The following is a 12,244-nucleotide window of genomic DNA, read 5'->3' as shown; positions in this document are numbered from 1 at the left end:
TCAACCCTAAGATAACAAAAACCTTTCCAAAATGCTCAATGCCAAAAAGTTCTTACCGGCAGTGCTTTGTTTCTGCTTGTTGACGGGCAACAGCCGTGCCCAAATACCGTTTCGCCACGCCTCCTACATCATGGGCAACGACACCTTGCCCTACCGCATCTATGTGCCCGGCACACTGCCCGATGCCCCCCTGCCACTCCTGATATTTTTGCATGGTGCCGGCTCCCGTGGTAAAGACAATGAACGTCACCTCACACACTTCCGGCAAGCTGCCGAATACATTCAAAAACATTACCCTTGTGTGATTTTGGCACCCCAATGCCCCAAAGACAAACGATGGGTGGAAGTTGACTGGAGTCTGCCGTCTCATCAAATGCCCGGCGAGCCTTCCCACCCCTTAGCTATGAGCATGCACTTGCTCGATTCCCTCGTACGTGTCTTGCCCATAGACACTGCCCGGCTTTACATTACCGGTTTGTCTATGGGGGGATACGGCACCTGGGACTGGATTCAGCGCCAACCCGGACGCTTTGCGGCAGCCGTGCCTGTCTGCGGCGGGGGCGACACCACCCGCGCCGCTTCTCTGCGGCACCTTCCCATCTGGATTTTTCACGGGGCACTCGACAGGGTGGTACCGGTCAGCCGCTCACGCGATATGTACCGGGCACTTCAAAAAGCAGGCAACGGACAGGTGCGCTATAGCGAATACCCCGATGTATATCACGACAGCTGGAAACGGGCATATGCCACCCCCGAACTGTGGCAGTGGTTATTTTCCCAAACTAAGAACGCAGCTGCCAAGCATTAGGATAGTAGTTGTTGTAGCGATGCCCCAACGATTTCACCCAGCCCAAATTACGTCCTTCATAGCGAATGGCATACCAACCGTTCTTTTTGGGAAGAACAAAATTCTGCATGGGCTGCTTACGCAAGAACTGCAGGGCGTCGTCGAAGTCCACCTCTATGGCCGGCACCCGCGCGCTCAAGGCAGGCGAATAGGCTAAATAAGGATGCGGATTGAAGGTACCTTTGAGCAGCTGTCCAAAAGGCACGCCCACCTGTTTTATATTCAGGTGTTGACTCAATAAATCCAGCTCGGCTGCCTCCCACTCTACGGGCGTGAGCGTCAGCGTGTCTTTGGTGTCAGGCATATGCCACAACTGCCAACGCTCCGGTGTGGCCGTCCATTCCTGCAAGAGCGATGCATGGGACTTGCCTGCCTTGGTCCATACCTTCTGTTTGGCTTTCTTGTAAGAAGAAATGCGTTTGCTCCTTTTCTGCAGCACCGAAAGAAAGAACCCCTCCCCTTCTGTTTGGTGTGGAAAGAAGCGGTAGGCATACAAAGGTCTGCCGCCCGGCGTTTTTTCTTCCACCGCCACAATGCCGCTTCCTTCGGGCAGCTGCAAAGGCACGCTCACCATGTCCAGCTCATCTAAAAAGTAGTGCAGGTTGTGCTCGTTTTCTTCCCGGTTGAAAGTACAGGTGCTGTATATCAAAAAGCCTCCCTGTCGCAAAGCAGGTAAAATATCTTCCACAATTTCTTTTTGCAGCGCGGCGCATTGCAAGGGCAGTTTGGGACTCCATCGCTCACGCGCTTCCATGTCTTTGCGAAACATGCCCTCGCCGGAACAAGGCACATCGGCCGCCAGCACATCTATCCACTCGGTTATCTTGCCAAACGAAGCGGCTTCGTCGTGCGTAATGATACACTGCTCGCTGCCCCAACGGTTCATGTTTTCAACCAATATGCCGATGCGGTTGGGCATGATTTCGTTGCTTATGAGCTTGTCGCCTGCATGCAGCAAAGAAGCCAAATGCGTGCTTTTTCCTCCCGGCGCGGCACACAAATCAACCAGTGTCAGCGGACGTGCCTCTTGGCGGCGCAAAAAGTCCAAAATACGCCCTGCTGCATACCCCACAAACATAGAAGCAGCTTCCTGCACGTAATAAGCCCCTGCCCAAAAGTAAGGGTCATGGGCAAAGAAGGGGCGGGCAGACAAATAACGCCCCCATGCACACCAGGGCACCGCCGGCAGCTCATCAAACAGCCCCTTCCCTTTCACCGGGTGCAAACGCACCGACGTCGGTGGCTTGCCATCCAAGGCTTGCAGCAGCGCCCTGCGCTCTGTTTGCAAAGGCAAGGCGCTTTCCAACAACTCTTCAAATCCGGCAGGTAACGGGCTTTTTTCGGACGTATGCATAGCAGTGCGCTGAGTTAAAAGATTTCCTGAATACGCAAAACTACTTATATTTGCTAATTGTAACAGCATGTTTCAGCAAACGGAAACTTATGGTCCGGCACCAGAAAATTCATTTTATTGCTATTGGCGGCAGCATTATGCACAGCTTAGCCATTGAACTGAAACGACAAGGTTGGGAGGTCAGCGGTTCAGATGATGAGATATTCGAGCCTTCACGCAGCCGCTTGGCAGCTCATGGGCTGCTCCCCGAAAAAGAAGGCTGGTTTCCCGAGCGTGTGCATAACGGACTGGATGCCGTCATCGTAGGCATGCATGCCAAAGCCGACAACCCCGAATTGCAGAAAGCGCAGACACTGGGCATCCCCGTGTACTCCTTCCCTGAATTCATTTACCGTTTTGCCGAAGACAAACAGCGCATTGTTGTTGCCGGCAGCCATGGCAAAACCACCATCACCTCCATGATTATGCATGTGCTCCATCACTATGGGCGCAGCTTCGATTATGTGGTAGGTGCCAAGGTGGAAGGCTTCGAAAACAACCTGCGGCTGTCGGAAGAAGCCCCGGTGATTGTCATCGAAGGCGACGAATACCCGGCCGCTGTTTTCAGCCCCGAGCCTAAGTACTGTTATTATCACCCACACATTACCGTTATAAGCGGCATTGCATGGGACCACGCCAATGTGTATCCCGAAGAAGCGGTATATGTGCAGCAATTCGAAAAGCTTGCCGAGCTGGGCAGCGTAAAAGCCGGCAGCATTGTTTACAACAAAGAAGACGTACGTCTGAGCCGCATAGTAGAGGGCAAAGAGCGCCCCGACGTGAGCCTGATTGCCTATGAAACGCACCCCTACCGCGTGCAGAACGGGCGCTATGAACTCAAACTGCCCGATAAGCGCTATCTGCCCGTGGAAGTGTTCGGCAAGCACAATATGGCAAACATAGCTGCTGCCAAGGCGGTGTGTTTGCGTATTGGCATCACGGAAGATATGTTTTACGAAGCCATCCGCAGCTTCAAAGGAGCCCAACGCCGCCTGCAGCTTATCAGTGAAAACGGCTCTGTGTCGGTATTCAGTGACTTTGCCCATGCCCCTTCGAAAGTGCGGGCAAGCATTGCTGCCGTCAAAGAGCGCAACCCCGACAGACGCCTGCTTGCCTGTCTTGAACTGCACTCATACAGCAGCTTGAACCAAGCCTTTCTGCCGCAATATGCCGACAGTATGAAAGCAGCCGAAGTGCGTGTGGTGTATTTCAACCCCAAAAAACTCAAACAAAAAGGGCTGCCCGACTTGCAGGCAGACACCATACGGCGTGCTTTCAATGACCCCGACTTGCATGTGTTCGACGATAGCCAAGCCATGCAGGCATTCATTGAAAAGCATGTGGAACCCGGCATGAACGTGCTGCTGATGAGCTCAGGCAATTTCGACAACCTGGATTTACAGGCCGTCGGGCAAAAACTCTGTATCAACTCTTAAAAAACAACCACTGCCATGTTGCACCTTAAACTGAAAAAACCGCTTGTCTTCTTCGATCTGGAAACTACGGGCTTGGATATCGTACGCGACCGCATCATAGAATATGCCTTTGTGAAAGTACACCCCAACGGCAAAGAAGAGAGCATGAGCGGGCGGCTCAATCCGGAAATGCCCATTCCCATAGAATCCAGCATGGTGCATGGCATCTACGACGAAGACGTAGCCGGACAACCTACCTTCAAGCAAATAGCCAAAACCCTGGCGCAATTTCTCGAAGGCTGCGACCTGGCAGGTTTCAATATTGCCCGCTTCGATATTCCCATTCTGGTGGAAGAGTTTTTGCGGGCAGGTGTGGATTTCTCGCTGAACAACCGGCACATAGTCGATGCGCAGCGCATTTTCCACCTCATGGAACCGCGCACCCTCTCGGCGGCTTACCGCTTCTATTGTGGTGAAGAGCTTGAAGATGCCCACTCTGCCGAAGCCGATGCGCGTGCCACCTTGGCCGTGCTAGATGCCCAAGTGCGCCGCTACGAGGGCAAGAAGATGAAGGATAAAAACGGCAAAGAGTTTATTCCCGTAAAAAATGATGTAAAAAGCCTGCACGAGCTGTCGAACATGCGGCGGGTCGATCTTGCCGGGCGCTTCGTTTACAACGACAAGGGCGAAGAAGTGTTTAACTTTGGCAAATACAAAGGGCAAAGCATCCTGGAAGTACTCAAAAAAGACCCCGGTTATTACTCTTGGTTCATGGATGCCGATTTCCCGCTTGAAAGCAAGCAAAAACTGACTGAAATCAAGCTTAGAGCCGCCATGATCGGCAAGTTATAGAACTGCCTTCCTGAGTTAGCTATGAATGTATAACGCTATGAATCAATCAATGAAAGAATCGCACTTGCGCAGCTTGGTAAAAGGCATCAGCTGGCGTATTGCCGGCACCATGGACACCATCTTTGTGTCTTACCTCATCACCGGCAAAGCCACCTATGCCTTCAGCATAGGTGCCGTGGAACTCATCACCAAAATCTTTCTTTATTACCTGCACGAGCGTGCTTGGGCGCAGGTCAAATGGGGATGGGTGCCGGCAGAAGAGCGCCCCAAACAAAGTGCCTAAACTGCGCTTTTGTGCTGTTCCAGCACCTTGGCGTAGTACTGCTCATAAAGCGGCACAATGCGCTCCAGGCTAAACATTTCGGCGCGCTGTCTTGCCTGACGCCGGAAGCGTGCAAGCAGCTCGTCATCGCGCAACAGCTGCAAGGTATGGCGCGTCATGCTTTCCACATCACCCACCGGGCTTACAAAGCCAGTTTTGCCATGTTCATTCAATTCGGGCAGCCCGCCTGCATTGGATGAAACCACCGGCACTTCGCAAGCCATGGCCTCCAGAGCAGCCAAGCCGAAGCTCTCTTTCTCGGAAGGCATCAAAAACACATCGGCAACCGACAACACCTCTTCCACAGCCTCCAATTTGCCCAAAAAGCGCACATCGTTGCATATCTTCAACTCGCGGCAACGCTTTTCGGCATGGCTCCGTTCGGGACCATCGCCTATCAGCAACAACTTAACGGGTATTTCTTGACGCACGCGGTAAAACACTTCAATGACATCATGCACACGTTTCACCTTACGAAAGTTGGAAGTGTGCACCAGTAATTTTTCACCCTGTGGGCAGATGGCTTTCCGGAAATGCTCTTTTTGCTGACGCCTGAAGCGCTGCAGGTCAATGAAGTTGGGAATGACTTCTATTTCGCGCCGTATGTCGAAAAAAGACATGGTTTCGTCGCGCAGATGCTTCGACACGGCCGTAACCCCATCGGACTGGTTGATACTGAAAGCCACCACCGGAGCATAGGATGGCTCTTTGCCTACAAGGGTAATGTCGGTACCATGCAGTGTAGTGATGAAAGGCACATAAACGCCCTTGTCAAGCAAAATTTGGCGCGCCATGTAAGCTGCCGACGCATGGGGAATGGCATAGTGTACGTGCAGCAAGTCCAAATCGAAGCGCTCGGCTATATCGACCATCTGGCTTGCCAAGGCTATCTCATAAGGCGGGTATTGAAAGAGCGGGTAATTGGGCACACGCACTTCATGATAAAACAAATGCTCATTGAAAAAGTCGAGCCTTGCCGGTTGTGTATAAGTAATAAAATGCACGTCGTGCTCTCTTTGTGCCAAGGCTTTGCCCAACTCGGTGGCCACAACCCCACTGCCACCAAAGGTCGGATAACACACTATGCCTATTTTCATGCGCTTTTTAAGATAGGTGATACTTGTTTGAACAAAACATGCATTGCCCCTGAATGGTTCTAAGGCGATAAGCCCAAATGGCTTTTGTTGCTCTATAGTTGCAAATTAAGCATTATCTTGCATTTTTCGGTTATATTCACACTTAGTGAAGACAAGCGAACATGAAAGACAACACGAAAGAAAAGAATCCTTGGACCCGCCTGGGCAGTACCCCCGTTTACGACAACCCATGGATTGCCGTGCGGGAAGACAAGGTATTGAAGCCCAACGGCGAGCCCGGCATTTACGGTGTGGTTTCTTTTAAAAACAAAGCCATCGGCATCATTCCTTTGAGTGAAGAAGGCGACACATGGCTGGTGGGGCAGTATCGCTATACCTTGGACGAGTACTCTTGGGAGATTCCCATGGGGGGCAGCCCCATAGGAAAGGAAGACATTCTAAGTACCGCCAAGCGGGAATTGCAAGAAGAAACAGGCTTGACAGCCACCAAATGGGAACTACTGGGGCGGCTGCATACCTCCAATTCCGTTACCGACGAAGAAGGTTTTGTTTTCCTTGCCACCGGGCTTCGGCAAGGCAAAACCAACTTTGAAGATACCGAAGTGTTGAAAATCAAACGACTGCCCTTATCCGAAGCGATAGAGTGGGCCATGAGCGGGCGTATCACCGATGCCATCAGTGTGGCAGGCTTGTTGATGCTGGCACGCAAACTGGGAATATGAGCATATGGCAAAATCGAAGTTATATCAAGAAATAAGGCACTGGCTTGAAAGGCAATTATACTACCGCTGGGCGCGCATGAAAGCCCGCCACTTGTACGTAGGCGGGCGCAAGCGCACAGCCCCCCTCTTGTTGGTCATCAAGCGGCTGAGCCATAAGCTACGCAAAGACCAAATTGCCACACGTGCCTCGGCTGTGGCTTTTGACTTATTGCTTGCACTCTTTCCCTTCATTCTCTTTTGCCTTACACTCCTGCCCTACTTGCCCATTGACCGGGACGCCGTGTTTGAGTTCCTGCGCGAAACGCTGCCCACAGAAATTTATACCTTCATTTACTCTACCGTGGAAGACCTGTTGCAAAGCCAACGCGGCGACCTGCTTTCATTGAGTATCTTTTTTGCCGTTTATGCTGCCTCAAAAGGCATGGATGCCCTGGTGACTGCCTTCAACCGCTCGTTCCGGCTGGCAGAAAAACGCTCGTTTTTGCGCCGCAAATGGGTGGCTTTGCAGCTTACTTTTCTCACGGCTTTTATGATTTTTCTGGCTACCGCCTTACTGATTGTAGGGCGCTTTGCACTGCACCTGCTCGTGGAATGGGGCATCCTAAAACAAGGGTGGCTCACAAGCCTGCTGCATATGGCGAAATACATACTTAGCTTTTTTGTGCTGTGGCTGTTCACCTCGGTTATTTACTACATTGCCCCGGCAAGCAGCGAGAAATGGCGCTTTTTCTCGGTAGGCAGCTTGGTGGCAGCCGTGGGCATCATCTTGGTTACGGTTGGCTTTTCCGTCTATCTTGAATATTTTAACACTTACAACAAATTGTATGGCTCTATAGGCACACTCATTGTGCTGATGTTGTGGGTGTATCTCTTGGCTTTTACGCTGCTTTTGGGCTTTGAAGTCAATGCGGCATTACTGGAAGCCCATGTAACCTACCGAAACGAGCAAAACGATGAAGATGAATAAACTGCGCAGTTTATGGCAATATATAAGTAGCTGGCAGCTGCTTGTCAGCTTCTACCGGGCTTTCGAAAGTGCCATTTTTCGCTTTCCCATGGTGCTGTTGAACAATGTGGTGGGTGTTTATGCCGCCATACGTCTTACGGCACCACTACCGCCGCCCGATGAGTGGCACCTAACTAAGTTGGTCCTCTGCTGCTTGGTGGGCTTCCCCTTGTTTTTGAGCCTGGCTTTGCTCAAAGAGCGGCGCCAATACAATACCAAACAGCGCTTGCTTGCCGACGGAGCAGGTATTTTGGTGCTGTCTGTCTTGTATCTGACCTTTTCGCCCGGCCATATGAACATACAGGACGCCTGGCTGTTTGCCCTTAGCCTCGGGGCGGCTGTGCTGCTGCTTAGTTTCGTCAATTTCATCTCGCGCTACACCGATACGGCTTTCTGGCAATTCAACCGGCGTTTGATTGAGCGGGCTCTATGGAGCGGCATTTATGCCGGTATCTTGCTTGCAGGCACCTTCTTGGCTTTCTTTTCACTTAAAGAACTGTTCAACCTCTACGTTTCAGAACGCACCTATGCCATTGCAGCCATTTTAATTTATGGACTCATTGCCAACACCTATTTCATGGCGGGCGTGCCGGAAAATATAGAAGACCTGGAGCAAGACATCCACTACCCGCAGCAATTTTTGCAGTTGGTAGCCTTTGTTTTATTCCCCTTGTTGCTGCTCTATACGCTTATTCTTTACGCCTACCTTGTAAAAATATTGGTGGTGTGGTCACTGCCCAAGGGGTGGCTTTCCTACTTGGTGCTCAGCTATGCGGCTTTGGGAATTACCGCCCTGCTGATGACTTATCCCATTCAGCAACGCCTTACCAACCGGTGGATGTACTTCCTTATCCGCTTTTTCTTTCCACTCCTGCTCCCCCTCCTGGCTTTAAATGCCGTGGGCATCGCAGTACGTATTGATGAATATGGCTGGACCGAAGCACGTTATTTTATCGTCATTTTGAATGCATGGTTATGGTTGATGAGTCTTTACTTTGTGTTTAGCAAGAAAAAACTGCTTTCCTTTCTGCCTTTTACCCTGTTTGTTCTGTTTCTGTTTGCTTTGGTCAGTCCGTGGAACCTCTTTTCTGTTTCTCTCAAAAGTCAGCAAAGTGAACTCATTCGCCTGCTCAAGCAGCACAATGTATTGGGGGCCGACGGACTCATTCGCTTCAATACCGACTTTCAATGGCAACCTGACACCCAAGAGCGTGTTATCTCTATTATTCGTTTTTACGAAAAGCGCCAAAAGCTGGACTACCTCATGCCCTTGTTGCCTCGTGCCATGGACACCCTCTTTACTGCCGACAAAAGCGAAAGCTACCGGGCTAATGTACTGCTCAATGCACTGCAAATCAAACAAGATATTCCGATTCACCTCAGCCAAGCCCGGCGGGTAGAGGTTTACTGCCCTTCTGAAGCGGTGATTCCGGTGCAGGGCTACGATTTCCTGCTGTTGGTAGTTTGTAGTGACTGCCCCAGTGCCCCGGCACAAACTGTTGCACTACCGGGTCGCCCTCTTTTTTATCTTAATTTTCCACAAGCTCCACACAACAGGCTCATCCTTCAAAGCAGCGATGCCACCCGGGAGGCTATTATCATAGACCTAAACCCCCTGCTGGCTTCCGTAGAGTCAAGGGCTAAAGGCCAAGATGCCACATGGACCACCTCCCTGGAACTCGCACCTACCGAGTTTTCGCTGATTCAAGAAGGGGCACACTACCAAGCGAAGCTTCTGTTGCAAAGTTTGTATGTAGAGTATTACCCGGATAGCCCGCCACGCATCATAGAAATGCATGGACGGCTGTTACTTCGCTTCATTGATTAAGTTTATGGTATGAAACAAGCCCGTTATAGCTTTGTCTCTTGGATTTTCCTGCTTTATGGATGCTTTGCTCTGCTGTGCTATGCTTCGCTGTGGATTCCGCCCGGCGAAGGATGGTGGTGGGCAGGCTTTTTGAGTTTATCCATTCCGCTTGTAGCGCTTTCGTTTTTGCTGTGGCTGTTGTTCTGGATGCCCCGCCGGCGCTTATATGCATGGTTATCGGTTTTATGGATGCTGGCAGCCACGCCCACACTCGATGGCGTCTTTCAGCTCAACTGGAACAGCTATGCCCCTTCACAGGGCAAAACAACCGGCAACATGCTCAGCATCATGAGCTACAACGTGCGTGTATTCAATGTGTATGAGCACCTGCAAGCAGAAGACAGCCTGATTTCGCGCCAAATGATACAGTGGGTAAGTGAGCACCCCGCACAAATCAAGTGTTTGCAAGAAATTTATAATGAAGACAGTTCGAAGGTATTCAACACGGTAGCCAAAATAGCGCAAAAAGGCAAGTATAACTACTACTTGGCACCACTGCCCTCCAACAATCCTTATAAAGTAGGCTACTTCGGCATGGGCATTTTTTCTGTTTACCCTATAGTGCACAGCGGCTATTTAGAATTGGGGTACCGCCGTTCCAACCGGGCAATTTTTATTGACATCGTACATGAAAAAGACACTGTGCGCATTTACAATGTGCATTTGGCTTCCATGAGCATAGACATCAACGGGCATACGCCGTCTTCCTCCAAAGCTGCCCACTGGGTGAATGTATTACGCAAGCTTAAAGAAGGGTTTATACGGCGCACCCATGAGCAGGCGCGCCTGCTCGAGCATATCAAGCGCTCCCCTTATCCGGTCATCGTATGTGGGGACTTCAACGCCGTTCCTCACTCCTACACCTACCACACATTCAAAAAGCATTTGTCCAATGCCTTTGAAGAAGCAGGCACCGGCTTTGGATTTACCTACTCCAACCCGCCTTTGCTGTTGCGCATAGACCACCAATTCTTTGACGATACCTTTTGGCAAGTATTGGGGTGCCATGTATTACGTCATGTGCCCTACTCCGACCACTATCCGTTGGTAACTATTTATCAAAAGCGCTCAAAGGCTCATCGCCAATGAGCAACGCCACGGGGCGTCCCGAGGGTATTTCCTCCAGTATGCACTTCACGATGGCAGCGTAGGGAATGGCCAATACCATACCGGCTGCGCCCCATAACATGCCGCCAATGACCAATACCAAAATGATAGTGAAGGCATTCAAGCTGACCTGATCACCTACTACCAAGGGGGTTATCACGTTGTTTTCCAGCAGCTGCACTCCCCAAAAACAAAGCCCTATGCCCAGCGGATACCAAAGACTATCTTTGGTAATGAGTGCGATTATCATGGGAATCAAGCCGCCCAGAGCGGTACCGATATAAGGTATAAAGTTGAGCAGGCCGGCCAGTACGCCCAACAGCAAGGCATTCTCCATGCTGAAAGCCAGTAAAACTCCCGTATCTAAGGCTGCCACTACCAAGAACACAAGCAGCATTCCCAGTATGTAGCGAAAAATCACATGCTGCAGCTTGCGCAATACGCGTTTCAAATTGCCACGGAAGGCGGGTGCCGTCACGGTGAACAAAAAGCGGCGCAGGCGCTCTTTGTAGTAAAGCATAAAAAAAGTGTAAATAGGTATCAGGGAAAGCGAAGCAAGCAAGCCTCCAAAGAACTGCCCGCCACTGCTGGCCAGCCGGTTTAAAATAGACAGGTTTTTCTCGGGGTTATTTACCAACACTTGCAAATAGCGCTCTTGTTCTGCCTGCCCAATACCCCAACGCGCCTCTATATAGTCGCGAAGATGTGCTATCCATGATGTAAAGCGGGCACTTACCTCCTGCCAATTGGTGGAAAAGTCTTTCAACTGCAATGCAATGACAAACAACAATGACAACAGGATGCCCCCTACCAGCAACAAAGCCAGAAAAATAGCAAGCATGGCAGGCATACGCGTCTTCTTTTGCAGCCACCCCACCAAAGGATTCAGCAAAAGGGCAAGCAAAAACGAAGTGGCCAAATCTATAAAAAAGGAAGCGGCAATATGCAGCAAGTAACCGCTTGCCAGGAGTACTATCAAGCCCGAGGCTGCTTTCTGTAAGTGGTTTCTTTGTGGCATGGAGGTTTTCTTTTAAGTGAAACAATCACAAGACTGCGCCTTTGCTTACAAGTTATTCTTTTTCTTTGAAAGAAACCACCCACCTATGTATCCCATCCGTTTAACACAAGAGGAAATCAAAAAACATATTCACCGCCTTATGGAAGGCGATTTTCACGCTGAAGCGTTCATAGCCTCAGTTGCTGTAATAGAAAGAGTTTTACGCAGAACCCTCCGGCAGCTCATCATTTCAGCCGGCTTTAAGAGCACAATTGCCGATAAGCTTATAAGACGAGCAAGTGGGCTCAATGGCATTCAAGAAGCATGGGAAATATATGACCCTCAACACCGGAAATTAAAAGACATACTCGGGGACGAGGCAGTCAAAACCATTAATGAAGCCGGTGAAAAAAGAAATAAGCTTGTACACGGTCAACGCGTCTTCAAGCCCGGTGATTATGAAACCGAAGTAAATAAGTTATTGGATGTTCTTCAAGTCATTACAGACACTTTCGAAAAACATTACGGCTATAACGGATGGGAAAAGGCACGCCGCCGCAATAAAAGTGTTTTACATACCGACCCCAAAGTAAAAAAGAGTTGAAGGGGTGTGCCTCTT

At 50.3% G+C, this 12,244-nt stretch carries 12 protein-coding genes; 9 read left to right on the top strand and 3 right to left on the bottom strand.

Features of this window, described 5'->3' with window-relative positions; translation table 11 throughout:
• The first annotated feature begins 31 nt into the window (after positions 1 to 31).
• Positions 32 to 808, top strand: a complete 777-nt coding sequence (locus tag K384_RS00605; RefSeq protein WP_038028408.1) for a carboxylesterase family protein — start codon at positions 32 to 34, stop codon at positions 806 to 808.
• On the opposite strand, the gene K384_RS00600 is transcribed toward K384_RS00605, so the two are convergent.
• A complete protein-coding gene (locus tag K384_RS00600) occupies positions 783 to 2,201 on the bottom strand; it encodes a methyltransferase RsmF C-terminal domain-like protein (protein ID WP_051632973.1) in 1,419 nt (472 codons plus the stop codon). The genes K384_RS00605 and K384_RS00600 overlap by 26 nt on opposite strands.
• Before the next feature lie 89 nt (positions 2,202 to 2,290).
• On the opposite strand from K384_RS00600, the gene K384_RS00595 reads away from it, so the two are divergent.
• From K384_RS00595 to K384_RS00585, 3 genes are read left to right on the top strand one after another with little or no spacing between them, the layout of a single operon-like run.
• Positions 2,291 to 3,676: a UDP-N-acetylmuramate--L-alanine ligase gene (locus K384_RS00595; RefSeq protein ID WP_038028407.1), complete on the top strand. Its 1,386-nt coding sequence runs from the start codon at positions 2,291 to 2,293 to the stop codon at positions 3,674 to 3,676.
• A gap of 15 nt (positions 3,677 to 3,691) precedes the next feature.
• Complete coding sequence (locus K384_RS00590; protein ID WP_038028406.1) at positions 3,692 to 4,507, top strand: 3'-5' exonuclease; 816 nt, start codon at positions 3,692 to 3,694, stop codon at positions 4,505 to 4,507.
• Between the two features lie 49 nt (positions 4,508 to 4,556).
• Positions 4,557 to 4,790, top strand: a complete 234-nt coding sequence (locus K384_RS00585) for a DUF2061 domain-containing protein (RefSeq protein ID WP_038028405.1) — start codon at positions 4,557 to 4,559, stop codon at positions 4,788 to 4,790.
• On the opposite strand, the gene bshA is transcribed toward K384_RS00585, so the two are convergent.
• The gene (gene bshA, locus K384_RS00580; protein WP_051632972.1) at positions 4,787 to 5,926 is read right to left on the bottom strand and encodes an N-acetyl-alpha-D-glucosaminyl L-malate synthase BshA; all 1,140 of its coding nucleotides are present in this window, start codon (positions 5,924 to 5,926) and stop codon (positions 4,787 to 4,789) included. The two genes, K384_RS00585 and bshA, sit on opposite strands and share 4 nt — an antisense overlap.
• Positions 5,927 to 6,087: 161 nt before the next feature.
• Here bshA and K384_RS00575 point away from each other — a divergent pair, with 161 nt between their 5' ends.
• From K384_RS00575 to K384_RS00560, 4 genes are read left to right on the top strand one after another with little or no spacing between them, the layout of a single operon-like run.
• The gene (locus K384_RS00575) at positions 6,088 to 6,648 is read left to right on the top strand and encodes an NUDIX domain-containing protein (RefSeq protein ID WP_038028402.1); all 561 of its coding nucleotides are present in this window, start codon (positions 6,088 to 6,090) and stop codon (positions 6,646 to 6,648) included.
• 4 nt (positions 6,649 to 6,652) lie between these two features.
• Positions 6,653 to 7,615 (top strand): YihY/virulence factor BrkB family protein, encoded by a 963-nt coding sequence (locus tag K384_RS00570; protein ID WP_051632971.1) that lies wholly within the window; start codon positions 6,653 to 6,655, stop codon positions 7,613 to 7,615.
• Positions 7,602 to 9,482, top strand: a complete 1,881-nt coding sequence (locus K384_RS00565) for a DUF4153 domain-containing protein (RefSeq protein ID WP_084147060.1) — start codon at positions 7,602 to 7,604, stop codon at positions 9,480 to 9,482. The genes K384_RS00570 and K384_RS00565 overlap by 14 nt, the downstream gene beginning before the upstream one ends.
• A gap of 9 nt (positions 9,483 to 9,491) precedes the next feature.
• A complete protein-coding gene (locus K384_RS00560; RefSeq protein ID WP_051632970.1) occupies positions 9,492 to 10,610 on the top strand; it encodes an endonuclease/exonuclease/phosphatase family protein in 1,119 nt (372 codons plus the stop codon).
• On the opposite strand, the gene K384_RS00555 is transcribed toward K384_RS00560, so the two are convergent.
• Positions 10,573 to 11,646: an AI-2E family transporter gene (locus tag K384_RS00555; RefSeq protein WP_038028400.1), complete on the bottom strand. Its 1,074-nt coding sequence runs from the start codon at positions 11,644 to 11,646 to the stop codon at positions 10,573 to 10,575. The two genes, K384_RS00560 and K384_RS00555, sit on opposite strands and share 38 nt — an antisense overlap.
• An 85-nt stretch (positions 11,647 to 11,731) precedes the next feature.
• On the opposite strand from K384_RS00555, the gene K384_RS00550 reads away from it, so the two are divergent.
• Entirely contained in the window at positions 11,732 to 12,229 is a 498-nt protein-coding gene (locus K384_RS00550) for a hypothetical protein (protein WP_038028399.1), read from the top strand.
• The last annotated feature ends 15 nt before the right edge of the window (positions 12,230 to 12,244 follow it).

Source organism: Thermonema rossianum DSM 10300, from assembly GCF_000426825.1.
In the GTDB taxonomy this organism is placed as follows: Bacteria; Bacteroidota; Bacteroidia; order Cytophagales; family Thermonemataceae; genus Thermonema; species Thermonema rossianum.
Note: the sequence above shows the minus strand (reverse complement) of the source record. Positions and strands in the feature narration are given on the sequence as shown.